The organism is Paenibacillus sonchi, from assembly GCF_016772475.1.
GTDB classification, from domain to species: domain Bacteria; phylum Bacillota; class Bacilli; order Paenibacillales; family Paenibacillaceae; genus Paenibacillus_AQ; species Paenibacillus_AQ sonchi.
The window spans coordinates 1,889,074-1,913,571 of sequence record NZ_CP068595.1; the positions used below are offsets into that span (position 1 = coordinate 1,889,074).

Annotated in this window: 26 protein-coding genes, 1 pseudogene and 1 riboswitch; of the genes and pseudogenes, 25 read left to right on the forward strand and 2 right to left on the reverse strand. The window is 50.6% G+C overall.

Annotation, left to right across the window (positions count from 1 at the left end; genetic code table 11):
• The first annotated feature begins 173 nt into the window (after positions 1–173).
• The 10 genes from JI735_RS08720 to ltrA all read left to right on the forward strand — a co-directional run bounded on the left by JI735_RS08720 (position 174) and on the right by ltrA (position 9,356).
• Positions 174–1,781, forward strand: a complete 1,608-nt coding sequence (locus JI735_RS08720) for an aminotransferase class I/II-fold pyridoxal phosphate-dependent enzyme (RefSeq protein WP_202677317.1) — start codon at positions 174–176, stop codon at positions 1,779–1,781.
• Positions 1,782–2,423 (forward strand): dTMP kinase, encoded by a 642-nt coding sequence (gene tmk, locus JI735_RS08725; RefSeq protein WP_039833491.1) that lies wholly within the window; start codon positions 1,782–1,784, stop codon positions 2,421–2,423.
• 119 nt (positions 2,424–2,542) lie between these two features.
• Entirely contained in the window at positions 2,543–2,872 is a 330-nt protein-coding gene (locus tag JI735_RS08730) for a cyclic di-AMP receptor DarA (protein ID WP_020427905.1), read from the forward strand.
• Positions 2,873–2,914: 42 nt separating this feature from the next.
• Positions 2,915–3,358: a YaaR family protein gene (locus JI735_RS08735; RefSeq protein ID WP_020427906.1), complete on the forward strand. Its 444-nt coding sequence runs from the start codon at positions 2,915–2,917 to the stop codon at positions 3,356–3,358.
• Positions 3,359–3,375: 17 nt separating this feature from the next.
• Positions 3,376–4,350, forward strand: a complete 975-nt coding sequence (holB, locus tag JI735_RS08740) for a DNA polymerase III subunit delta' (RefSeq protein ID WP_039833492.1) — start codon at positions 3,376–3,378, stop codon at positions 4,348–4,350.
• Positions 4,351–4,490: 140 nt separating this feature from the next.
• On the forward strand, positions 4,491–5,291 hold the full coding sequence (locus tag JI735_RS08745) for a PSP1 domain-containing protein (protein WP_039833495.1): 801 nt from the start codon (positions 4,491–4,493) through the stop codon (positions 5,289–5,291).
• 30 nt (positions 5,292–5,321) lie between these two features.
• On the forward strand, positions 5,322–5,687 hold the full coding sequence (locus tag JI735_RS08750) for an initiation-control protein YabA (protein ID WP_039833496.1): 366 nt from the start codon (positions 5,322–5,324) through the stop codon (positions 5,685–5,687).
• Between the two features lie 96 nt (positions 5,688–5,783).
• On the forward strand, positions 5,784–6,557 hold the full coding sequence (locus JI735_RS08755) for a tRNA1(Val) (adenine(37)-N6)-methyltransferase (RefSeq protein ID WP_039833497.1): 774 nt from the start codon (positions 5,784–5,786) through the stop codon (positions 6,555–6,557).
• Positions 6,554–7,456, forward strand: a complete 903-nt coding sequence (gene rsmI, locus JI735_RS08760; protein WP_039833498.1) for a 16S rRNA (cytidine(1402)-2'-O)-methyltransferase — start codon at positions 6,554–6,556, stop codon at positions 7,454–7,456. The genes JI735_RS08755 and rsmI overlap by 4 nt, the downstream gene beginning before the upstream one ends.
• 607 nt (positions 7,457–8,063) lie before the next feature.
• The gene (gene ltrA, locus JI735_RS08765; protein ID WP_202676244.1) at positions 8,064–9,356 is read left to right on the forward strand and encodes a group II intron reverse transcriptase/maturase; all 1,293 of its coding nucleotides are present in this window, start codon (positions 8,064–8,066) and stop codon (positions 9,354–9,356) included.
• A 732-nt stretch (positions 9,357–10,088) separates the two neighbouring features.
• Here ltrA and JI735_RS08775 read toward each other — a convergent pair.
• Positions 10,089–10,343, reverse strand: coding sequence for an AbrB/MazE/SpoVT family DNA-binding domain-containing protein (locus JI735_RS08775; RefSeq protein WP_020427913.1), 255 nt, complete (start codon positions 10,341–10,343; stop codon positions 10,089–10,091).
• A 307-nt stretch (positions 10,344–10,650) separates the two neighbouring features.
• Between JI735_RS08775 and JI735_RS08780 the strand changes: the two genes are divergently transcribed.
• The 13 genes and pseudogenes from JI735_RS08780 to JI735_RS08840 all read left to right on the forward strand — a co-directional run bounded on the left by JI735_RS08780 (position 10,651) and on the right by JI735_RS08840 (position 23,130).
• Positions 10,651–11,934, forward strand: a complete 1,284-nt coding sequence (locus JI735_RS08780) for an HD domain-containing protein (RefSeq protein ID WP_039833104.1) — start codon at positions 10,651–10,653, stop codon at positions 11,932–11,934.
• Between the two features lie 54 nt (positions 11,935–11,988).
• A complete protein-coding gene (locus JI735_RS08785; protein ID WP_039833105.1) occupies positions 11,989–12,759 on the forward strand; it encodes a TatD family hydrolase in 771 nt (256 codons plus the stop codon).
• 199 nt (positions 12,760–12,958) lie between these two features.
• Positions 12,959–13,186, forward strand: a riboswitch (cyclic di-AMP (ydaO/yuaA leader).
• Positions 13,187–13,474: 288 nt separating this feature from the next.
• On the forward strand, positions 13,475–14,635 hold the full coding sequence (locus tag JI735_RS08790) for a resuscitation-promoting factor (protein WP_039833106.1): 1,161 nt from the start codon (positions 13,475–13,477) through the stop codon (positions 14,633–14,635).
• Positions 14,636–14,813: 178 nt separating this feature from the next.
• Positions 14,814–15,365: a ribonuclease M5 gene (rnmV, locus tag JI735_RS08795; protein WP_202677319.1), complete on the forward strand. Its 552-nt coding sequence runs from the start codon at positions 14,814–14,816 to the stop codon at positions 15,363–15,365.
• Positions 15,362–16,246 (forward strand): 16S rRNA (adenine(1518)-N(6)/adenine(1519)-N(6))-dimethyltransferase RsmA, encoded by an 885-nt coding sequence (rsmA, locus tag JI735_RS08800; RefSeq protein ID WP_039835479.1) that lies wholly within the window; start codon positions 15,362–15,364, stop codon positions 16,244–16,246. The genes rnmV and rsmA overlap by 4 nt, the downstream gene beginning before the upstream one ends.
• 70 nt (positions 16,247–16,316) lie before the next feature.
• Positions 16,317–17,219, forward strand: a complete 903-nt coding sequence (gene yabG / locus JI735_RS08805; RefSeq protein WP_202677320.1) for a sporulation peptidase YabG — start codon at positions 16,317–16,319, stop codon at positions 17,217–17,219.
• A gap of 259 nt (positions 17,220–17,478) precedes the next feature.
• Positions 17,479–17,754: a biofilm formation stimulator Veg gene (gene veg, locus JI735_RS08810; protein WP_019914493.1), complete on the forward strand. Its 276-nt coding sequence runs from the start codon at positions 17,479–17,481 to the stop codon at positions 17,752–17,754.
• Between the two features lie 130 nt (positions 17,755–17,884).
• Positions 17,885–18,064: a small, acid-soluble spore protein, alpha/beta type gene (locus JI735_RS08815; RefSeq protein ID WP_020425829.1), complete on the forward strand. Its 180-nt coding sequence runs from the start codon at positions 17,885–17,887 to the stop codon at positions 18,062–18,064.
• Positions 18,065–18,240: 176 nt separating this feature from the next.
• Positions 18,241–19,095 (forward strand): 4-(cytidine 5'-diphospho)-2-C-methyl-D-erythritol kinase, encoded by an 855-nt coding sequence (gene ispE, locus JI735_RS08820; protein ID WP_039835476.1) that lies wholly within the window; start codon positions 18,241–18,243, stop codon positions 19,093–19,095.
• A 104-nt stretch (positions 19,096–19,199) separates the two neighbouring features.
• Positions 19,200–20,026: pseudogene (gene purR, locus JI735_RS08825) on the forward strand (pur operon repressor).
• Positions 20,027–20,233: 207 nt separating this feature from the next.
• On the forward strand, positions 20,234–20,521 hold the full coding sequence (spoVG, locus tag JI735_RS08830) for a septation regulator SpoVG (protein WP_020425826.1): 288 nt from the start codon (positions 20,234–20,236) through the stop codon (positions 20,519–20,521).
• A 165-nt stretch (positions 20,522–20,686) separates the two neighbouring features.
• Positions 20,687–22,087: a bifunctional UDP-N-acetylglucosamine diphosphorylase/glucosamine-1-phosphate N-acetyltransferase GlmU gene (glmU, locus tag JI735_RS08835; RefSeq protein ID WP_039835475.1), complete on the forward strand. Its 1,401-nt coding sequence runs from the start codon at positions 20,687–20,689 to the stop codon at positions 22,085–22,087.
• Positions 22,088–22,176: 89 nt separating this feature from the next.
• Entirely contained in the window at positions 22,177–23,130 is a 954-nt protein-coding gene (locus tag JI735_RS08840) for a ribose-phosphate diphosphokinase (RefSeq protein WP_020425824.1), read from the forward strand.
• Positions 23,131–23,309: 179 nt separating this feature from the next.
• Here the strand turns inward: JI735_RS08840 and JI735_RS08845 are convergent, their stop codons facing one another.
• Complete coding sequence (locus tag JI735_RS08845; protein WP_020425823.1) at positions 23,310–23,510, reverse strand: hypothetical protein; 201 nt, start codon at positions 23,508–23,510, stop codon at positions 23,310–23,312.
• A gap of 92 nt (positions 23,511–23,602) precedes the next feature.
• On the opposite strand from JI735_RS08845, the gene pth reads away from it, so the two are divergent.
• Positions 23,603–24,163, forward strand: a complete 561-nt coding sequence (gene pth, locus JI735_RS08850; RefSeq protein ID WP_039835474.1) for an aminoacyl-tRNA hydrolase — start codon at positions 23,603–23,605, stop codon at positions 24,161–24,163.
• A gap of 88 nt (positions 24,164–24,251) precedes the next feature.
• The gene (locus JI735_RS08855) at positions 24,252–24,482 is read left to right on the forward strand and encodes an anti-sigma-F factor Fin (RefSeq protein ID WP_020425821.1); all 231 of its coding nucleotides are present in this window, start codon (positions 24,252–24,254) and stop codon (positions 24,480–24,482) included.
• The last annotated feature ends 16 nt before the right edge of the window (positions 24,483–24,498 follow it).

Sequence of the window (24,498 nt, forward strand, 5' to 3'; positions counted from 1 at the left end):
GGCTGATAGACGGATTAGTACTGAATGAATTAGAATTAACCAATATAACGGCTTCACCTGCGGTTGGGCGGGAGGAGCTGTTTTGTTATGTAGTTAAGCTTTTTGGCTGAAATATAGGCGTATGGGCATAATTGCGTTAAAATAGAAGATAACCCCCAGGGAAGGAAGAAAAGATGGACAAGATTCTGCCTGGAAGGGCACCTGTATATGAAATGCTGGAACAATATAGAGTTAAGGGGAATATCTCTTACCATGTACCCGGACATAAGAACGGCGAAGCCTACCGTGGATCAGAAACGGCCGGCTTCTTAAATGAGGTAATGAGGTATGATGTGACGGAGATTACCGGTACGGACGATCTCCATCATCCGGAAGGGGTCATCCGGGAAGCGCAGGAGCTTGCAGCGGATTGTTTCGGGGCCGAGGAGAGCTTTTTTCTCGTTGGGGGCAGTACTGCCGGCAATTTGGCATTGATCCTTACGGTATGCCCGGAGCCGGGGATGACCCTTATTCTTCAGCGGAATGTGCATAAGTCCGTTATCCATGGATTGATGCTGGCTGGGGTGCGGGCTGTTTTTATAGAGCCGCAGATTGATCCGCTAAGCGGCCTGGCAGTCGCTCCGGCGGCGGAAGCGGTTCAGGCTGCCCTTGCAGCCTACCCTGAGGCCGCAGCCGTCCTGGTGACCATGCCGAATTACTATGGCATGGGAAGCGACCTTGCGCCCCTCGCGCGGGCCTGCCACACCAGCGGTGTTCCGCTGCTGGTGGATGAAGCGCATGGGGCGCATTATGGCCAGCACCCTGCGCTGCCTGCGGGGGCGCTGATGTGCGGCGCGGACGGCGTAGTGCAGTCCACGCATAAGATGTTGCCGGCGCTGACGATGGGCGCCATGCTGCATGCGCAAGGGCCATGGCTCGACCGCGCGCTGCTCCGGCAGCGGCTCGCCATGGTGCAGAGCTCCAGCCCATCCTACCCCGTGATGGCTTCGCTCGATCTGGCCCGGCGGCTGGTGCACAGCCAGGGCGCCGGTGCCTTCACGGCGGGGCTTGCCGCCGTGGATGTGCTGCGGCGCGGCCTCGCCACGCTGCCGCGCTACGGGCTGCTGCAGCCGGCAGCGCCGCTGCAGGGAGCCTGCGGCGGCGCTGGCGCAGCCGCCGCCGCAAGTACGCCGCCGCAGGGCATGGCGGCGTACAGCACCCAGGACCCCTTCAAGGCGGTCATTTATGACGCTGCGGGGGTCCTGGGAGGCTTCGAGCTGCAGCGCAGGCTCGAAGAGAAGGGCATAGTGCCGGAGATGAGTGACGACCGGCACATGGTGCTGGCCTTCAGCCTCGGGTCGAAGGCGGAAGATACGCAGCGGCTGCTGGCTGCGCTGCGGGAGATCGCCGGGGAGACGGGTACAGCCAAACAGGGGGCCTCAACGGAATGCCTGCACAATGAACCAGCAGAAGTTCATGTTCAAGCTTCCGCTAAATATTCCACGTGGAACAATTTTACGAATGATTTAATTTCAACACCTGTGTTATTTTCAATGAAACCGGTAAATCCTGTGGAAACCGAAAGAGTCCCGCTTGAATATAGTGCAGGTAGAACGGCAGCCGAAATGGTAATACCTTATCCACCGGGAATTCCACTTTTATATCCGGGGGAGTGGATAAGCGAAGACATCTGCAACCGGCTGATTAGCCTCAGGCAGGGCGGAGCCAAGTTTCAAGCTTGTGCAGATCCAGCCTTACAGCACATTCAAGTCTACAACAATAAGAAGGGCGGAGACGCATAAGTGGCACGTGAAGGATTTTTTATTACTCTGGAGGGAGGCGATGGCTCCGGAAAAACAACAGTACTCGGTAGAGTGGCTGCCTATCTGCAGAATCATTCCATGCCCTACCTGATTACCCGTGAACCTGGCGGTATCGAAATTGCTGAGAAAATCCGCTCGATTATTCTGGACCCGGCCCACACGGCAATGGATGCGCGGACAGAAGCACTGCTGTATGCGGCATCCCGGAGCCAGCATTTGGCGGAAGTGGTCGAGCCTGCGCTCAAGGAAGGGCTTACCGTGTTATGTGACCGCTTTGTTGACAGCAGCCTGGTCTACCAGGGCTATGCCAGAGGACTCGGAATTGAGGAAGTAAGAAGCATCAACCAGTTCGCCACCGGCGGTCGTATGCCGGACTTGACCTTTTATCTCGATGTGGACCCGGAAGTGGGACTCTCGCGGATTGCAGCGAATCAGGACCGGGAGGTCAACCGGCTGGATTTGGAGAGCATGGCCTTCCACCAGAAGGTCAGGGAGGGTTACCGGCAGGTCGTTGAGTCTGATCCGCAGCGGATCGTGGTTCTGGATGCCAACCGTCCGATTCATATGGTGGAGCAGGACATCGTCCAAACGCTGAAAGACCGGATATTAAAGGATTTTTAAGGCGCTTTGTCTAATATAAGTTAGTGTACAATAAAACTATGCACATGCTGTCAGAGCAAGTTCTGAAAGAACTGAATTCAGGAAGCTAAGCTCACAAACTTTTAGGAGGGATAGCGAAGATGAATCTGATCATTGCAATTATCCAGGACAAAGACAGTAACCGGTTGTCGAGTGAACTAGTCAAAGCAAACTTCCGTGCAACGAAGCTGGCCAGTACAGGCGGGTTTTTGCGGGCAGGCAATACCACATTTATGATTGGTGTAGATGACTCTCAGGTTGAAGCTGTATTAACGGTTATTCGCAACAGTTGCAAGGTGCGTGAGCAGCTTGTCACTCCTGTTACACCAATGAGCGGTACAACCGATTCTTATTTGCCGCTTCCTGTAGAGGTTCAGGTTGGCGGAGCCACAGTATTCGTGCTTCCTGTCGATCGTTTTGAGCATTATTGAGTATAATATAAAGCGATACCCCATAAAGGGCGGTGGAAACCTATGAAAATCAATCCCGGCTACAGGCCCTTAAAAAGTGAGCTGCCGACAGCTGAAGGAACGGGAAGGCCCGTTCAGCAGAAAACCTTTACTGATATTTTTCAGCAGCAGGGCGAGCAGAAGACGATGGATGAACTGAACCAGAAGATCAAGGATATTCAGCAGCAAGGTGACCGCCTGGCTAAATCCATGACAGTGCGTGAACTGGCCATTTACCGCAACATGATCAAGAAGTTTCTGGAGGAAACCGCCCGGCGCGGTGTTATTCTGAAGGAAACCAAGGGCTGGGACCGCCGTGGACGCGGCAAACGCTATAAGCTGCTGGAAGAAATCGATGCAGCGCTGCTCAATTTGGCTGATGATCTGCTGGAAAGCGAGCAGGGCCGTATTGATCTGCTGGGGCGTGTAGGGGAAATCCGTGGTCTGCTGATTAACTTTTCTTTTTAAAAGACTTGGAGGAATATATGTCTTTTCATGATATATTAGGCCAGGAGGATGCCAAACGGCTGCTTCAAAACGCGCTGCGCAAGGATGCCGTGAGCCACGCCTATCTGTTCACGGGTCCATCCGGAAGCGGCCAGATGAAGACGGCGCTAATGTTCGCGCAAGCTATATTTTGCACCACCTGTGAAGATGATGCCTGCGGGGAATGCCTCGAATGCCGCAAGGTGGAACATGGCAATCATCCGGATTTATCGCTGCTGAAGCCTGATGGGACAAGCATTAAAATCGATCAGATCCGTGAGCTGCAGCGTATGTTCTCATACCGCTCAGAGGGCGTGAATCCGAAGGTGTATATTATAGAAGGAGCGGACAAAATGACGGTGCAGGCCGCAAACAGCCTGCTTAAGTTTCTGGAGGAGCCCCCGGCACCCGCGGTGGGCATTCTCATTTCCGACAACAGCAGTTCCCTGCTGCCGACAATCCAGTCAAGAACTCAGCGCATCCCTTTCAGCCCGCTGCATCCAGAGATTATGCTCCAGGCACTGTCCAGCGAGGGGGTTCCAGTGCCACTGGCACGGTGCGCGGTATCACTGACCTCGGGTCTTGATGGCTGCAGGGAACTTTTGGCACAGAATTGGTTTGCAGAAATGAGAAATCTAGTGTTACAATTAGCGAAGGAGTCTTTGGGCAAGGGCAGTTCCGCGGTAGCAACCGCCGGGCAGAAGCTGTTCAAGACCGGGCTCGGTGAACATTTGGATATCCTGTTCAGCATGTTCCACTTATGGTTCAAAGATATGCTGTACTTCCTGTACCGAAAGCACGAAAGTATCGTTTTCATAGATCAGTTAGACTTTATTTCCAGACATGCCCGTCAACGGAGCACGGAGCAATGGGTGGCTTATATGGAATTCGCTGCAGAGAGCAAGGGGAAGCTGCGTTCCAACGCTAATGCCCAGTTGTGTCTGGAGCAATTCCTAATCCGACTGGAAAGTTAAGGGTTAGTCTTGATATATCCTCCGGATCAACGCTTCAACCTGGAAGTACGGGTTTAACGGATAAGGAAGGACAAGCATGGATCACCAGGGAGCGGACTTGCTTAGGGGTTCCTTTTACCGGCAAACAAGGGGGTTAATTTTTGTACAGCGTAGTAGGTGTCCGCTTCAAAAAAGCGGGTAAAATATATTATTTTGATCCGCTTGATTTTCCGATTGAACGCGACCAGTGCGTAATTGTGGAGACAGCAAGAGGGGTCGAATACGGTAAAGTTGTCGTAGGGAAAAAAGAGGTTGAGGAAGCTGATGTGGTATTGCCTCTCAAAAAAGTCATGCGGATTGCCGGTGAAACGGATGCACGTGTGGTGGAAGAGAACAAAGGCGCCGCAAAGGATGCTTTTACCACCTGTTTAAATAAAATCCGCGATCATGGCCTCAAAATGAAGCTCGTGGATGTGGAATTTACGTTTGACCGCAATAAGATCATCTTTTATTTCACCGCTGAAGGAAGAGTCGATTTCCGTGAGCTGGTTAAGGATTTGGCAAGCATTTTCCGTACCCGAATTGAACTCCGGCAGATAGGAGTCCGTGACGAAGCCAAGATGCTCGGCGGACTGGGGCCCTGCGGGCGGGTGCTCTGCTGTTCCTCCTGGCTTGGCGACTTCGAGCCGGTATCCATTAAGATGGCCAAGGATCAGAATCTTTCGCTGAATCCCACAAAAATTTCCGGTCTTTGCGGAAGACTCATGTGTTGCTTGAAATTTGAGCATGATAATTACGAAAGTACGAAGGAAGAAATGCCGGCGGTAGGCAAGCTTGTCATAACCTCATTGGGTGAGGGTAAGGTTGTAGGCATCAATGCTGGAAGCCGCACGGTTCATGTGCAGTTGTTCGAAGTGGGCAAAGTAAAGGAACTTCCAATGGATGATGTTGTCGTCAAGTAAACCATATAAGGTTACTTTCGGGGTGGAAACTTGGAGAAGATGAATATTTTTGCACACATGCAGGAGATGGAAGCGCAGATGGAAAGCATGCGCGCCAGTCTCGGAGAATGGAAGTTGACGGTTAAAGAATTAATGGAAGCCAACCAGAGGCTGAGCTTGGAGAATGAACAGCTCCGCAAAATATTGAAGCGGGAGGCGCCGTTGGACCCTGCTGCCCATTCTGCAGAAGCGGAGGCTCTTTTGGCCGCCAGTGAGGGAGCAGAGGAGGTTGTCGGGGAAGGTTATGACAATCTGGCGCGGCTCTATCATGAAGGTTTTCACATCTGCAATGTCTATTTTGGGCATTTGCGTACAGAGGGTGACTGCCTGTTCTGTCTTTCGTTTCTTAATAAATGAGGAAATCCAGCCGTAGGAGATTTACGCCTACGGTTTTTTTTGAATTTAGAGGGGTTTATGCTCTGAAGCATGTGTGATTCCAAGAAGGAGAAGATAATGACGAATTCTTATAACGATGAGCCGGTTCCGCTGCATCCTGCCGAGCGGGTGGACGATTTATTGACGCATGATTTGCGGATTATCCAAAGCGACGAGGTGTTCAGCTTTTCGATGGATGCTGTATTGCTTGCACGCTTTGCCAGTGTTCCACACCGGGGCAGAGTGCTTGATTTATGTACAGGCAACGGGGTGATTCCAATGCTGCTGACTACACGGACCAAGGCTTCGATAGAAGGTATTGAAATCCAGCCTCGTCTGGCGGATATGGCCCGGCGAAGTGTAGTAATGAATAACCTTGGGGAACGGGTAACCATCCATGAGGGGGATTTGCGTGAGCTGCACCTTACAGCAGGATACGGTGTATACGATGCCATAACTGTCAATCCTCCTTATATGCCGCTGAACGGAAGCGATCTTAAGCTGAATAGCCATCAGGCTATGGCCCGCCACGAGCTGGGCTGTACCCTGGAGGAAGTCATTCAGGCCTGTGTCCGGCTGGTCCGTACCGGGGGCAAGGTAAGCATGGTTCACAAGCCACAGCGTCTGGTGGATATCATCAGTCTGATGAGACAATACAGGCTGGAACCGAAGCTGATCCGTTTTGTTCACCCGCGTGCCCATTTGGAGGCCAATATGGTATTGATTGAAGCCGCGCGGGACGGCAAGCCTGAGGTGCGTTTACAACCTCCACTGATCGTATATAATGAGGACAATCAATATTGTCCGGAAATTCTGGATATTTACTATGGAGCTAAAGAGGGTAAATTATGACAATCTTGTGTCAAAGCAGCTTTCAAAACAGGAATGAAAATCAGCCAGAAGCAACAGGCTCATTATATCTGGTGGCGACACCCATTGGTAATCTGGAGGATATGACCTATCGTGCTGTCCGTACTCTGCGGGAATGCGATATTATCGCTGCCGAGGATACGCGGCAGACCCGCAAACTGCTCAGTCATTTTGAAATTACACCATCGATGCTGTTCAGCTATCATGAGCATAATAAGGCTGCCAGTGGACCTGAGCTGATACGCTATATAATAGAAGGTAAAAATTTGGCACTGGTCAGCGATGCCGGTCTGCCGGCTATTTCCGACCCTGGAGCGGACCTCGTGGCACTTGCGGTCAGTCACGGCATTCCCGTGATTCCGATCCCTGGAGCCAACGCAGCGCTGTCTGCGCTGATCGCCTCCGGTTTGCCTACAACCAGCTTCACTTTCATCGGTTTTCTGCCCAGAGAGCGTAAAGATATCCGTAGTGTGCTGTCAGGCCTCCGTTCTGCGCAAGGGACCTTGTTGTTCTATGAATCACCGCACCGCGTATCGAAAACATTGGCCCACCTACAGGAGGCGTTCGGCAACCGCCGGATTGTGCTGGCCCGTGAGCTGACCAAACGTTATGAGGAATTCCTTCGCGGCACTATTGAGGAGTGCCTGGTCTGGCTGTCGGAGCATCCACCGCTGGGTGAGTATGTGATCGTGCTGGAGGGTGAGAGCAAAGAGGAGGCCGAGCTTGCAGAATCCTCATGGTGGCGTGAGCTGAGCATTGAGGAGCATGTAAACTACTATGAAACTTCTGGACAGACACGTAAAGATGCGATGAAAAAAGCAGCATCCGACCGCGGCCTGGCCAAACGTGATATTTACAATGCGCTGCTGGAGAGGGAATAAGAAACAAGGAATAACACCAAGAAATAACTGTGTTATACATTTTTTAGAAGAATTCATTCCTTTTATTGGTTGGCGTGCCCAGAAGTACGCATTATCTAGTTGGTGAAAGTCCAACCAAGGGAGGGACCAAGCCACCTTTGTAGCTAGGATGCTTGCATATGGCGAAATCTGTGTGTAAAAGCGCATCGACAAAAGTATCAGTCAGAGACTGGGCGAGCAACAATCCAGGCCGCAACATCAAGTGAATCCTGCCGCGTCGTCAAAAAGGCCCTGCGAAGGGGAACAGAGGGAGCCGAGTCCCGCAACTATGGACGAAGGCCAAGGAAACTGTGCAGAACTTGGAACAGCAGTGAAGAACCCTCCGGCGTAATGGGAACGGCATGGATTGAAAGATAGTGCAGTGAACTGGGGAGACCCTCCCCCACACGGGAGAATTTTTTTTTGTAGGAACCCGTAAAGAGACGCTCTATAAGTCCAGAAGACGAAGTGAACCGTCTGTGGGAAGGGAGTCCGAGGGGCTCATAGTACCGAAGAACCTAAGGACAACATAACCTTAGGGAGGGAAGGAGCCCTGCTTTGTTTATGCTTTTGGAGGAGGTACGAGTGAGTGAATGCCAAAGGGCTAACGACACCAAAGGAAAAAGTTCAAGAACTCCAAGAAAAGCTAGGTCATGCGGCCAAGGAGAACAGCAAGCGTAAATTCCATGCCCTGTACGACAAAATCCACCGCTGGGACGTGCTGTGCGAAGCCTGGAAACGGGTGAAGGCGAATAAGGGGGCTGCAGGAGTAGATGCCGTGACGCTCGCAGATATTGAGGAACAAGGAGAAACAAGCTTCCTCAAGGCTTGCGAGAGAGAATTGAAAGAAGGCAACTACTATCCCCAGCCCGTACGGCGGCACTTTATCCCAAAGAAAGACGGGAAGCTAAGACCGCTGGGCATACCCACTGTTCGCGACCGAGTCATACAGATGGCAACTAAGCTGGTAATTGAACCCATCTTCGAAGCAGACTTCGAAGAAGTCTCTTACGGATTTCGTCCGAAACGAAGTGCGAAAGGAGCGTTGGAACGAATTCGGAAAGCCTGCAACCGCAAAGGGAATTGGGTAGTCGACGTCGATATCCAAGGTTACTTCGACAATATTAATCAAGAGAAGCTCATGAAATTGATACAGATGCGTATCAATGACAGGCGGATCCTGAAATTAATACGGAAGTGGCTACAGGCGGGAGTCATGGAAGAAGGAAACGTAAAGCGATCTGATTTAGGCACTCCGCAAGGTGGCGTCATTTCACCGCTGCTGGCGAATATCTACCTGCACTACTTTGACCGATTGTGGGAGAAACACGGAAGTGGATTGGGAGAGCTGACAAGGTATGCAGACGACTTTGTAGTGGTCTGCAAAACCAAAAAGGACGCCGAACATGCGTATGAACTCATACGCAGAATCATGGAACGTCTGGAACTCACCCTACACCCGACGAAAACCCGAATTGTAGGCTTGTGGACAGGAGACGAAGGGTTCGACTTTTTAGGAATGCACCACCGAAAAACGAAAGCAGAAACTTCTCAAGGGAAGGTATATTATACCACGCAACAGTGGCTAACGAAGAAGGCAGAGGAACGGATCCGAGGCGTGGTCAAAAACAGATTAGCACCGCCGAGCATGCGCTCAAGATCGTTCGCGGAACAGGTGGAATGGCTCAATCCAAAAATTCAAGGATGGAGAAATTACTACTACACGAACTATAGCCAAAAGAGGTTAACTAAGCTGGATTGGTATATTTTGCAGAGATTAACCCGGTGGTATGCGAAGAAGAGACAACGTAGAAGATGGATGAGTTCATTATCTGAGGTTAAGTATATTGCCAACATGTATGGACTGAAAACGCTATTGTGATCTGCATGCCCATGAATGACAAACATCGGAAAGCCGTATGAGGGAAAACCTCACGTACGGTTTGATGAGGAGGGGCTGGTTTAAATCCAGCCCTTTACTCTAGTAAATGTATTTTGTAGAGTTATATATAGGGTAAGGGGAGAAATTTGAGTATTTATTTGGGTGTAAGGGTATAAAGTATAATTAATTATTCGCAATTTGGTATAAAATAACTTTATTGAATGTGGTTATCCAAATTTGCCAAAGCTAATCGGGTCAAGCCTAGTATAAGTTGTAGCTCGCAGTCAAGCGATTCCCGCAGGGAGAGCGCTCCAATGCACCAAAAGCCGCTCACCCGCCAGTAACCAGCGAGCACCACCGTCACAGAAAAGTGCCGGCGTCAAGCGATTCCCGAAGGGAGAGCGGTCTCGCTGCGCCGTCCGTTACCCGGGAGCGTCTTGCGCAGCCGCCATAGAAGCAAAGCCTATGGCGGAACCCTTCGCATGACAGGGCCCCGAGGGCTTGCCCGAAAGAGGGTCGGTCCGCCGCCAACCGCTGCTTCCTTACGCGTACCCTCACAGTTAGACAAGCTTCCGGGTGTCCAGAGGGCGGGAGCCCTTGGGGCCCTCCCTGTAGGGAGGGTTTGGGAGGGTAAAAAGCATAAAAAATACCCCCCGCAAACACGGGAGGCCAAGGAGATATAAAAAGGTTAGAATTAACAATTGGATTAGTTCTTATTATAACCGATTTGTTTTAATTTGTCACAGGGGTAGGGATGGCGGAAATACAATCGTGACAAACAATTTTTCCTTTGAAGTAGGTTACATTCTCAGCATTGCCGCAGAAGATGCAAGCAGGCTCGTATTTTTTAAGCATGATCCGCTCACCGTCCACGTAAATTTCGAGCGCATCTTTTTCTCCAATGCCCAGTGTGCGGCGCAATTCGATTGGAATAACAACCCGTCCTAGCTCGTCGACTTTTCTTACAATTCCTGTTGATTTCATCATTTCAATCGTTGCTCCTCTCAATGTTCAAAAGCGTCATTATTCGACATTGTTCACCGTTTTATGATACTTATAATACCAACCATTCCCAAAACAGTCAACCTTTTTTGTGGTTAATTTTCAGGGGATTTTGAAAAAAAACTTTTGTAGCGCTTATAATCAACTCAAATGACAAGAGAAATACCTAAAAAGGAATTTGTCGATTTGTAAATCGTTAAAACGTCATTATTCGACAAAGTACGACAACATATACTATTATACCCCTTATTTCAGCCGATTCCTAATCCTATTATTTGAAGGAGTTGATCTTATGAAGCAGCTGTTGACGGAAGAAAAGGTTTTTAAAGACCCGGTTCACAATTATATTCATGTCCAGGACACGATGATCTGGCGATTAATCAATACCAGGGAATTTCAGCGTCTGCGGCGGATCCGCCAGCTCGGCACCTCCTACCTGACTTTTCATGGGGCGGAGCACAGCCGTTTTTCCCATTCATTGGGCGTTTATGAAATTACCAGAAGAATCATCTCCCAATTTGAGCGAAGCGGTTATAAGGATTGGATGCCGGAGGAAAGTCTGCTGACTTTATGTGCAGCACTGCTGCATGATTTGGGACATGGCCCTTTCTCCCATTCTATAGAAGAAGCTTTTGAAATGAATCATGAGGACTGGACCTGCAGAATTATACAGGAGAACACGGAAATTACAGCGATTTTACGCGAAGTAGGCGAGGATTTCCCGCAAAAGGTTGCATCTGTGATTGCCAAAACGTATGAACATGAGATTGTTGTCAACCTGGTGTCAGGCCCTCTGGATGCGGATCGGATGGATTATTTGCTGCGGGATGCGTATTATACCGGGGTGAATTATGGGACCATCGATATTGACCGTATTTTGCGAATGCTGCGGCCCTATAATGGCCGTGTTGTCGTAAAAGAATCGGGTATGCATGCCATTGAGGATTACTTAATGTCACGTTACCAGATGTATTGGCAGGTTTATTTCCATCCGGTTACACGCAGCTCGGAAATTATTTTAAGGCAGATTTTCCGGAGGGCGAAAGAGCTTTTCCAGGAAGGCTACTCATTCCGTTTTATGATCAACCCGCTCAGCGATTTGTTCGGCGGAGAGATCAATGTAGAACAATATTTACTCCTGGACGAGGCCCTGGTCCAAACGGCCTTCATGCAGTGGACGCTGGAAGACGATGAAATACTGACTAACTTGTGCAGCCGTTTTATTCATCGTAAACTGTATAAATATGTGGAGATGGATCATCTCGATTCAGAGACCATTGACGAAATCCGCCGCAGTTTTGCCGGTGCCGGACTGCATCCGGATTACGACCTGGAAATCGATTATCCGACAGATCTGCCCTACGATGTGTTCCGTCCGGGAGAGGGCTTTGACAGCAAGCAGATTTTGCTGCTTGACCGCCATGACAAGCTGCGCGAAATCTCTGAGGTATCTGATATTGTGCGTTCGATCAGCGGTATCCACCGCGGCAGATACCACCTGTACTTTCCGCAGGATAAGCTGCAGAAGGCACTTACCCGGCTGCCTGTTTCCATTGGCGGGATCTTTGCAAAATAATACAAAAATTTCTGGAATTCATCATAGAAATTAAGCCTGAAAGGATGTTGTTGCATGCGCTTGTTCGACACACATACTCATCTGGATGCCCCACAATTCGACGAGGATCGTGCGGAGGTCATTGCCCGCGCGTTAGAGGCTGGAGTCAGCAAGATGATTAACATTGGATTTAACCGGGAAACGATTCCAACGACAATGAAATTGGCGGAGACGTATGATTATATTTATGCAGCTGTCGGCTGGCATCCCGTAGACGCTATTGACATGAAAGAGGGGGATATGGACTGGATCGCTTCCCTGTGCAGCCATAAAAAGGTGGTGGCCATTGGAGAAATCGGACTGGATTATTATTGGGATACTTCCCCAAAAGAGGTACAGCACGAGGTATTCCGCAAACAGATCGGTTTGGCCCGTGAACTAAAAATGCCTATCTGTATTCATAACCGGGATGCCCACGAGGATGTAGTGCGGATCTTGCGCGAAGAGAAGGCGAATGAAATCGGCGGGGTTATGCATTCCTTCTCCGGGAGCTGGGAAACGGCCAAAATGTGCCTTGATTTAGGCTTTCATTTGTCCTTCGGGGGACCTGTAACTTTTAAGAATGCGAGGGTGCCAAAAGAGGTGCTGGCCCAGACTCCAATGGACCGGCTTTTGATCGAAACGGACTCTCCATATCTGACGCCGCACCCCTTCCGGGGGAAGCGAAATGAGAGTGCCTATGTGAAGCTTGTGGCTGAGGCTGCTGCGGAAATAAAAGGGATTGATTTACAGGAATTAGCTGAAATTACGTATGCGAACGCCCTGGAACGATTTGGGATTGTCTGAAAACGGGAGTAAAAGCGGTGAAAAAAGAAGTATAGCCGATATATTAAACTTTTTTAACATAGAAACAGCTGATTATTACAATATTTTAATCATTTTTTTGCGTAAACGTGGTTGAATGCTCCTTTACAACATGCATCAAAACAGGATATCATCTTTTCAGTGAAGTGAGCTGTTGTTATTGTGACAGTCACCAAATTCATGGATCGTCTCGCTGAGTCTCCGTATGGAGAACGGGGGAACCAATAATGCTCTGCCGCATGTCCGTACATGAGTACAACACAGAAATGCCGCAGACGTTATTTGATTTCTTTACGTGGTCTTTGGGGTGAATTTGAGGGCAACCGCCGTGAGCGGGTGACCTGAGATAGGGCGTCTCTCTTATGCCCGAACCCGACAGCTAACCCCGTAAGCGTAAGTAAGAGAGGAAACCTCGTGCATAAACATTCCCGCGTATTCTGACACCGGAGAGCCACGAAAGAGTCCTCTGTGAACTCTTTCGGGCTTTTTTTGTTTTTGAATAATGCGAATGTTCCCGGCATACTGTTATATAACAGGTATCTGGAGCAGTTATGCCGAGCAGGCGATCCATGAGCAGGAAACGCTAAAGCAATGCGGGCGTATCCTGTGTAATCTCAAACCTAGTTTCGTCAGAAGTGATGAAGTCACCTTTGTTATACAACTTGGACGACGGGGCTATGTAAGGAGGATGGAGAGAGTGGGCGTATTCCAACCAGAAGTATCCCATGATTCGCAATCATCCAGCAGGTCTTTCGCATTTCGGTGGAAGCAAGTGAATCCTCGCATACTTTCGCTTGCAGGCGCGGCCTCAATTATTATCGCGCTGGTAATTCTGCTGTACGTACACGGTCGAAGCATTAAAGAAATAACTTTAGTAATAGACGGGAAGGTACAAACGCTGGAGACGCGGGACGCGCTGCTCAGCGATGTGCTGGCAAAGGAACAAATTTCGCTGCAGCCGCATGATGCTTTATCTATTGGCCTTAGTGATGAAATAAAGGACGGAGACCGTGTCGTCATCAACCGTACGCAGGCGATTAAGATCACTACGGACGGGACCACCAAAACGTTGTACACGACCGAAGATACACTCGGTCAGGCGATTGACAAACTGGGCATTGGCCTGGAAAGCTATGACAAGATTTACCCTTCGCTAGGCACCGCAGTTTCTGCAGACATGGAAGTCAAAATTGTCCGGATCAACAAGCAAGTGGTACAACGGACAACAGCTTTGCCTTTCCGTGTCATTAAGACCGCAGACCCCTCCCTGACCAAGGGAACCGTAAGAGTTGCACAAGCGGGCAAGCCGGGCGTAATGATCCAGCACATCGAGAAAATCTACCAAGATGGCGAGCTGGCATCCATGCGTATGGTTGGCAAGGAAGTGCAGACGGTCACCAAAGACAAGATCATTGCCATTGGTACCAAACCGCTTCCAAAACCTGTTGTAGCCACTACTGCGACTTCTAAATCAGCAACGACTTCTAAAACATCCAAAGTGAGCGCAAAAAGCAACAATGTTGCCAGTAAAGCAGGCGTAGATTTTGAGTACAAGAAAATGATCAGAAATGTATCCATGACGGCTTATTCATCGGAAGAGCCGGGTATTGGTACCCGTACGGCTTCCGGCACACGCGTAACGGAAGGGCGGACCATTGCTGTGGATCCGAGCGTAATCCCTATCGGCTGGTGGGTGTACATTGAGGGACTTGGGTTTCGCCGTGCAGAGGATACCGGCGGTGCCATTAAAGGCAACAAGGTGGATGTGTATTATGAATCACTGAGCCATGCCCGTAACTTTGGCCGGAAATCACGCACGATCTATGTGATAGGGCCTGTGAAGCCAGAACTGAACTAAGTGGCGGCTGCTTTGCAAATTAGCGGTATATAAGATATAGTGAGGGTAGCACTTAAGGAATTCTCAGAAATCTGAGCGTGGAATTACAGAGCTGCCGCTCATCACTTATACATTCTTTAGCCAAAAAGAAGGGGAGCGAATCCTCTTCTTTTTGCGTTGCAGAGTAAGGAGTACAAAAATGATCAAGGAATTAATCGTTGTGGAAGGCAAAAGCGACACCGTTGCCATAAAGCGGGCTGTAGAAGCCGATACTATCGAGACCGGCGGATCGGCAGTCGACCGCAAGGTCATCGCCAAGATTGCGCTCGCTATGGAACGCAGAGGGGTTATAATCCTTACGGATCCTGATCATGCGGGCGAACGCATCCGGAAGATTGTCTCTTCCAAGGTGCCGGGCTGCAAACATGCGTTCATTCCCGAAAAGGATGCTACCCGGAAAGGTGACATAGGAGTGGAAAATGCCTCCCCGGAGGCAATCCGCCATGCGCTTGAGCGTGTGCACACCTCCTTTGAGGGGGCCCCGGCCCTGATTGGGATGGAAGACCTGATGGCTGCGGGGATGATGGTGCATCCACGGGCGGCAGAGCGGAGAATGGCGCTTGGCAATCTGCTCGGGATCGGCTACTGCAACGGCAAGCAATTATATAAGCGGCTGGCGATGTTTGGCATTACACGGGAGGAATTTTCGATTGCTCTCGCGCAAATTGATCAGGGAGGCATTACCTCATGAGCGGGAACAACAATATCTCATCCCCGGCACGCACCAAGGAAATTATTCAGCGGTACGGGTTCTCATTCAAGAAAAGCCTGGGCCAGAACTTTCTGATTGACCAGAATATTCTGGACAAGATTGTGGATGCTGCAGGCCTGGATCAGGCCGCCGGTGCATTGGAGATCGGCCCCGGTATTGGTGCCTTGACCGAAAGGCTGGCCATTGTAGCCGGAGCTGTAACGGCAGTGGAGATCGACCAGAGGCTGATTCCGATTCTGCGGGATGTTCTGGCCTCTTATCCGCATGTGAAAATCCGTAACGATGATGTGCTGAAGGTGAACTTGCGGGAACTGTTTGCCGAGGATTTTGCCGCAGTCGAGCGAGTCAGTGTAGTGGCCAATTTGCCTTATTATGTGACCACACCTATACTCATGAAGCTGCTGGAAGAGAAGCTGCCCCTGGATAACATCGTTGTAATGATCCAGAAGGAGGTTGCTGAACGTATGGCAGCCTCCCCGGGCGGCAAGGAATATGGCAGTCTCAGCATCGCCGTGCAGTACTACAGCGAACCTGAACTGGTCTGTATCGTACCGCGTACGGTATTCATTCCACAGCCCAACGTGGAGTCGGCGGTTATCCGTCTTAAGGTGAGGGAGCGTCCGCCGGTAGAGGTTGCGGATGAAAAACATTTCTTTGAGGTCGTGCAGGCTTCCTTCACCCAGCGGCGCAAGACGATTGCGAATAACCTCAAGGCCAGGTTCTTTCCGGAGGAGGGGCGGGAGCGGCTGGAGTCCCTGCTCGCTGCAGCCGGAATTGAGCCAAGCCGCCGCGGGGAAACACTTAGCCTTGAGGAGTACGCCCGGTTAAGTGCTGTGCTCCTTGCTGCCGGGATTGTGTAAGCCAAATCACCGCCGATTAAGAACCAACCGGGGCCTTTGCCCATACGATGGGATAGAGGTGGTGTTTGAAATGAATTTAGGAGACTTGGTCGTTCGTAAATCTTACGGTGGCGATGTAACGTTCCGGGTGGAGAATATTGTGCAGAACGGGGCCGTAATCAAAGGCACCGAATTCCGCCTGTTGGCGGATGCCCCCCTGGACGACTTGGTTCAGGTGCCTCCCACCCGTATTACGGAGCGGGGGCAGCAGGCGCAGATTAAAGCAACAGAATCGTTGACCAAACTGCGTAAAGACCGGCAGGAGCAGAGCCAGCGCAGCGGAGAGAGCCTCACCGGGGTATGGCCCCAGTCCCCCAAGGAAGCAGCATACTTTGAGGTACCGGGAAAAGTGCTTCACCTCGACGGGGATGCCCTTTACTTGAAGAAGAGCCTTGGTCTATACGAGCAGCTGCGGATTCCCGCAGAGGGCCATCATGTCCACGAATCGAAGATGGCCGAAACGTTATACCGGCTGCTGCCGCGTGTGCGTCCGGATATTGTGGTGATTACCGGACATGACGGAGTGCTTAAGCAGCAGCATACTTACGATCTTTACAGCCTGAACAGCTATAAAAATTCGCAGAACTTTGTCACTGCGGTTCAGGTTGCAAGGGAATATGAGCGCAATTTTGACACGCTGACGATTGTGGCGGGAGCCTGCCAGTCGCATTTCGAAGCCCTGCTGGGTGCAGGGGCTAACTTTGCCAGCTCCCCCGGGAGAATATTGATCCACGCCCTGGACCCGGTATATATAGCGGCAAAGGCATCTTTTACCTCTATACGGGACTCTGTCAGCCTGGGGGATGTATTGAACAATACCATCAGCGGCAGCCAGGGCATGGGGGGAATCGAGACCCGTGGCAGTTTCCGCATCGGTATGCCCCGCCTGCAGAACCTGTCTACCCTGAAGGTAGCACCTTCGGTCATGATGTAGCGGCCGGTTAACGGATTATACATCCAGGAAAGTCCCACTTTGGTGGGGCTTTTTTGTTTAAGGGCGGATCGTTGGCGGTCCAGGCGGTTACTTCACTTTGTTTGACTGTTACCGCTAACAAGGGATTAAAGCCAGCATTGAACCCCGCTAAAAAAAATCCGTTGACAACGTTTTTGTCATCATCTATAATTATTTATTTAATTTGACAATGGTTATAGAAAGTTGTATAATGGACAAGGAAAGAGGTGGTCGTCAGGCAATGGCTAATAATGCGCTGTTGGAAATTAAACGCAGTCTGGAAGCTCACGTCGGTCATAAGATCACGTTGCGTGCAAACGGTGGCCGTCGGAAGACCGTTGAACGCACCGGTGTCCTGGAAGAAACGTACCCTTCTGTATTTATTGTCAAACTGGATCAGGAGCAGCAAACCTTCAAGCGAGTCTCCTACAGCTACGCTGACATCCTTACGGAATCTGTGGAAATCACAGTGTGTGAAGATGACGGGCAGATGCGGATTATGTATATTAAAGCTTAATGGTTTTTGGGCAGTCTCCCGCGAGGGAGGCTGTTTTTTGTTTGATCTTGCCTGAATGGCCGCCGCGTCTTGGCAGCATACTAAAGCAGCAACAATCTCGTCATCCATTTTTTAAGGAGGAATTCCGTTAATGAGCCGCAGAAAACGGGGCATGATGTCAGAAGAGCTGAAGACGGAGCTGGCCAAAGAACTGGGTTTTTATGAGACTGTTGAACGCGAAGGCTGGGGCGGAATCCGGGCGAAGGATGCCGGCAATATGGTAAAAAGGGCCATCCAGCTCGCTGAAGAGGCAGCGCGGAGGTCGGAATAGGTTTTGCAGTAAACAGTTGGACGAGGGGTGTTGCCGGGACGGCAGCACCCTCTTTCGGCATGTGCCGAACTTTTGTTAAAATATGAGGATTTATATATCTTAATGGACTTCGTTACGAGTTTCTCATATAATATGTTAAGTTGTTTTTACGGGAAAAGTGAAGGTGGGTGAACGCCTTGAAAATGTATGAAAAAGCGCCGGCCAAAATTAATCTGATGCTGGATGTGCTTAGCAAGCGCCCGGATGGGTTCCATGAGGTGGAAATGATCATGACTATGGTCGATCTGGCGGACCGTTTGGAGCTGTCCGAGCTGAAGCGGGACTCCATTATTATCTCAAGCCAGGCCGGTTATATTCCACTGGACGAGAAGAACCTGGCTTTCCAGGCGGCCAGGCTTATTAAAGACCGTTACAACGTGAAGAGCGGTGTACATATCCATCTGGACAAAAGAATCCCGGTCGCTGCCGGCCTCGCCGGCGGCAGCAGTGATGCCGCGGCTACCCTGCGCGGCCTGAACCGGCTCTGGCGCCTGGGCATCCCGGCGCAGGAGCTGCAGGAACTGGGAGCCGAGCTGGGCTCGGACGTCCCGTTCTGCGTCACGGGCGGCACTGCCCTGGCCACGGGCAGAGGCGAACGGCTGACTCCGATCCCGAGTCCGCCGCAGTGCTGGGTCGTCCTGGCCAAGCCGCCGATCAATGTATCGACGGCTGAGGTGTACGGACACGTACGCTCGAACAGCATAGCGGTGCATCCGTCTGCGTCCCGGATGCAGGCTGCCATCGAAGCAGGCGACTTCGCGGCCGTCTGTGCGGGTCTGGGCAATGTGCTGGAGGATGTGACCCTGAAGCTGCACCCGGAGGTGCAGCAGCTGAAGGAAGCCATGGTGAAGCTGGGCGCCGATGGGGTGCTCATGTCCGGCAGCGGGCCAACGGTGTTCGGCCTAGTGTCGAAGCAATCGAAGGTGGCCAGAATCTATAACGGGCTGCGCGGTTTTTGCAAAGAAGTATACGCCGTACGTTCACTGAGCTAAGTGAGCGCTGTCCTGAAAGTGCCTGGAAGATTACCATGCTTGTATAAATCCGTACAAAAGTGATATTATTTTTAATAATATTCGGTTTTGGCGAGGAGCATTCCGTGAAAAAACTTAAAAGAAGCCAACGTTTGGTAGATATGACCCAATTTTTGCTTGAGAAACCGCATGATCTTTTGCCGCTGTCTACATTTGCAGACCGATATGGAGCAGCAAAGTCATCCATCAGTGAAGATTTGGCTATTATAAAAGAGGTATTTGAAGGCGAAGGCATGGGAGAACTGCAGACACTGGCCGGTGCGGCCGGGGAGTGCGCTATATCCCGCGGATGCCTACTGACATGGCGCTTGCCTTCGTGGACGGCCTGTGCGGGCAGCTTGAACAAAGCGACCGGATCCTGCCTGGCGGTTATTTGTATATGTCTGACTTGCTCGGTCTTCCATCCTTAATGGAGCAAGCCGGCAAGATTATTGCAACAGCCTTCTATGGAGTGGAGATTGATGTGGTAATGACAGTAGAGACCAAGGGGATTCCTCTGGCTTATGCCACGGCTGCGCAGCTGGGACTGCCGGTAGTGCTGGTCCGCCGCGACCATCAGGTTACGGAAGGCTCGGCGGTGAGCATCAACTATGTCTCGGGATCACATAAGAGCATTCACACCATGTCATTGTCCAGACGGGCGCTCCGGGAGAAGTCCAGAGTGCTGATTGTGGATGACTTCATGAAGGCTGGCGGCACTGTACGCGGCATGGTTGATCTGCTGGGTGAATTCAATGCCGAGGTTGCCGGTGTCGGGGTGCTGGTAGAATCCGGCGCAGTGGAAAATGAGGAACGTCTTCTGCATGACTATGTCTCACTCGTAAAGCTAAGCGAGGTCGATTCCAAAGGACGGCGGATATCTGCACATCCGGGGAATTATTTCGTTTTCTAATCGGCAGCTAACCAAATCTCCTAGATAGGCTATAATGTCGAATCTATGAGGAATACACAGAGAACTTCACGAAATATGTCGAAAACGCTGGTACGGCAAAAATATTCTTCTTAATCAGCCATTTTTTGGAATCCAAAAGAAGGAATTCGCTTTGCTGTGTGGAATTATACACCAAGTCTCTGATGGAAAAAGGTGGTGAACACACACATGCAAATTACGGATGTCAGACTCCGCCGCGTCAACTCTGAGGGGAGAATGAAAGCAATCGCATCCATTACAATTGATAACGAGTTTGTTGTTCATGACATTCGCGTTATCGACGGTAATAACGGGATGTTCGTTGCAATGCCCAGCAAGCGTACACCGGATGGGGAATTCCGCGATATCGCACACCCGATTTCTTCGGGAACACGCGAGAAGATTCAATCCGCGGTTCTGGCCGAGTATGATCGCGCCGCTACTGAAGAAGAAGAGGTCATTGAAGAGGGAGCCTAAGGGCTGACTCTGAAGGACGGCTGCCCTCGTTCGGGCGGCTGAAGGCCATGCCGTTTTTTATTGGGGTTCGAAGAAAAGGGAACCATGCCTTCATGGTTCTCTTTTCTTTTTGCCCGGAATGAGATATATTCAGTAGTGAGCTAAAGAAGTAGGAGGTTGGCATTCTTGAAAAGAATGGCTGTTGTACTTGCTGCAGGTCAAGGCAAGCGCATGAAATCTAAATTATACAAAGTGCTGCACCCCGTCTGCGGCAAACCGATGGTTGGGCATGTACTTGATACAGTAAAAGCGACCGGGTGCCAGCGCACTGTTGTAGTTGTCGGTCATGGCGCAGAGAAAGTGAAAGCTTATGTAGGCCAGGACGCGGAGTATGTGCTTCAGGAAACTCAGCTGGGCACAGGCCATGCCGTAAAGCAGGCAAAGGACCTTCTCGGCGGTGAAGCAGGCACAACCATTGTGATCTGCGGAGATACGCCGCTCGTAACTGCAGAAACGCTGGAAGGGCTTATGGCCTTGCATGAAGGCCAGAACGCGGCCGCAACCGTACTTACGGCGGTCATGGATCAGCCTGCAGGCTATGGGAGAATTATACGCGGCGAAGATGGCGGCGTACAGAAGATTGTGGAGCAGAAGGACTGCACTCCTGAGGAAGCTGCTGTGAACGAGATCAATACAGGGACTTATTGTTTTGATAACGCCAAGCTGTTCGCAGCTCTGGACAAGGTCACGAACAACAACAACCAGCAGGAATATTATTTGACCGATGTTATCGGCATACTCCGGGCACAGGGGGATATCGTTCTGGGATATCAGGCTCATGATGCTGCGGAGTCTATTGGCGTTAATGACCGTTTGGCCTTATCGGAGGCGGAGAGTCTGATGCGCCAGCGCATCAACCGCCAGCATATGCTGAATGGTGTGACCATTATTGACCCTGCTTCAACCTATATCGCAGCTGATGTGGTGATTGGAGCAGACACTACACTCTATCCGGGAACTGTCCTGAAAGGGAAGACGGTAATCGGAGAAGATTGCATCATCGGACCTTCCAGTGAGATTGAGAATTGTGTAATCATGAACGGTGCTGAAGTTAAGCACTCCGTGCTGAATCAGGCACAGGTTGGTGCACGCACCTCTGTTGGGCCGTTTGCCTATTTGCGACCAGGCGCTGTGCTTGGCGAAGAGGTCAAAATCGGCGATTTCGTGGAAATCAAGAATGCCAGCATTGGGGATGGCTCCAAAGTATCGCACCTAAGCTATGTTGGCGATGCAACAGTTGGCAAGAATGTTAATGTGGGCTGCGGTGCAATTACCGTCAATTATGACGGCTATAATAAATCCAGAACCGAGATTGGCGATGATGCCTTTATCGGCAGCAATGTGAACCTTGTAGCTCCGGTTACAGTGGGCAAAGGCGCCTTTGTTGTTGCAGGTTCGACTATCACACGTTCGGTTTCGGAGAATGATCTGGCCATTGCCAGAGTAAGACAGGAAAACAAGCCAGGGTATGCTGAAAAAATCCGTGCCCGGGCCAAAGCAAAGAAAGACCAGTCGAGTCCATCGTAGAGCGCCAGAAGCCAAAGCGCCGGACGGACCCGCAAATCCGCGCCGGCGCCACTTGGAAGTTAAATTCCGTCACGGAGGGTTTATATTTTATGACTTATTGTGATTCCAAACTCAAGATTTTTACCTGCAATTCCAATCCCAAGCTGGCTAGTCAAATCGCTGATTATATCGGTATTCCCATGGGGGAATCCCATACCACCAGCTTCAGCGACGGAGAAATTCAGGTTAAGCTGTCAGAGAGCGTCCGCGGCTGTCACGTATACATTGTGCAGTCCACCTGTGGTCCGGTTAACGATAATCTTATGGAGCTTCTGGTTATGGTCGACGCGCTCAAGCGCGCCTCCGCAAAGAGCATCAATGTGGTTATTCCCTATTACGGGTATGCGCGCCAAGACCGTAAGGCCCGTTCCCGTGATCCAATTACGGCCAAGCTGGTAGCGAACCTGATTGAAAAAGCAGGGGCACACCGCGTCATTACTATGGACCTTCACGCGATGCAGATTCAAGGCTTCTTCGATATTCCGGTGGATCATCTGCTGGGTGTTCCGATACTGGCCCAATATTTCCGCTCCAAGCAGATTCAGAACCCTGTGGTCGTGTCTCCTGACCATGGCGGCGTTGTGCGGGCAAGAAAGCTGGCTGATTTCCTGAATGCACCGCTGGCGATTATCGACAAACGCCGTCCGGAGCCGAATGTCAGCGAAGTCATGAATATCATCGGTAACATCGAGGGCAAAACAGCGATTCTGATCGATGATATCATCGACACAGCCGGAACCATCGTGCTTGGTGCCAATGCCCTGATGGAAGGCGGCGTGAAGGAAGTATACGCCTGCTGTACCCATCCTGTATTATCCGGCCCTGCGCATGAACGTCTGGAAAACTCTCCAATCAAAGAAATTATCGTGACGGATACCATTCCAATTCGCAGCAACAATCCGACCTCCAAGTTGAAGGTTCTATCCGTAGCCCCGCTCATGGGCGAGGCCATTATCCGCGTTCATGAAGAGCTGTCGATCAGCAAATTGTTCGAGATCGAATAGACTGGCAGATATCGAGTGGAAACGGCTTCCCCGCTCTCTAAATGAGGCGGCTTCCGTTCCAGCGGGAAATATAAGGATGATGGATGGAGTAAGACCTATAAGTCCTTATATCTAGAAAAAAGGGTTACACCTTTCGCGAGGAAGATGTAACCCTTGTCGGCGTAATGCGGCGCCGCTTTTTAGTACCCTGGACGCGAGATGAAGGTGAACAGACTGCGGTTATACAGGGTTCCCTGCAGCTCGACAAAGCCTTCATCGACGGCGGTCACCATACCGATGTCAACATACACGCTGCCTCTATATACCTCAACAGGCACAGCATTCTGGATATGGTACTGAAAGTGGCGCAGAAGTGTTAAGATTTCGCCTTGTTGTAGCATGTTTCATCACCTGTCTTCGGAATATACAGTTATTGTACCAAAAACGGAACGTCTCTGCCGAGGAGACAAGCGTGGAAAGGATAGCCCCCCTCATGAAATGGATTATTGGACTCGGAAATCCCGGACCGCAGTATGCCAAAACGAAGCATAATGTCGGCTTTATGGCTCTGGACGAACTGGCGGCCAGACACGGCATAGTGTTTAATCAGAACAAATGCAAGTCTGTTATCGGTGAAGGTGTGATTGACGGGGTTAAGACCGTCCTCATCAAACCGATGACATTTATGAATCTTTCCGGGGAAGCTGTCCGCGCCTATATGGATTATTACAAGGTGCAGCTTGAGGATATGATTGTGGTATATGATGATTTGGATACGGAATTGGGCAAAATCCGGCTGCGCTACCAAGGAAGCGCCGGCGGCCATAACGGAATCAAATCGATCATACAGCATACCGGAACCCAAAGCTTCAACCGTGTGCGGATGGGGATATCCCGCCCGGAACCGGGCTTTGCCATCGTTGACTACGTGCTCTCCACCTTTCCCAAGAAGGATGGAGATAAACTGGAGAAGATGATTCAGGATACCGGTTCAGCATTAGAGTTCAGTCTGAAGCATTCGTTTGAGCAGACTATGGCCAAATTCAACGGCTAATTGCAAGATGATGCAACATTCCCTTAAGGCTAAAGCGAAGTCACGCGGGGCATACTGAAGGTATATACTATCTTCAGGAGGCATATAGATGGCAATAAACTACGTATGCAGGCACTGCCGGACTTTTCTGGGAAGCATTCAGAGAAGCGATGTTACAGAAATGCAGTTGGGCCTTCATTCCTTGACCCCTGCGGAGCGCAGAGATATCATAGCGTATGATTCAGACGGCGAGATTACGGTAAAGGTGACCTGCGATTACTGCAAGGAAGCCTTGGATAATAACCCTGAGCTCAGTCTGCTGGCCAGTCCGCTTCAGTAAAAGTGGGAAGCGGCAG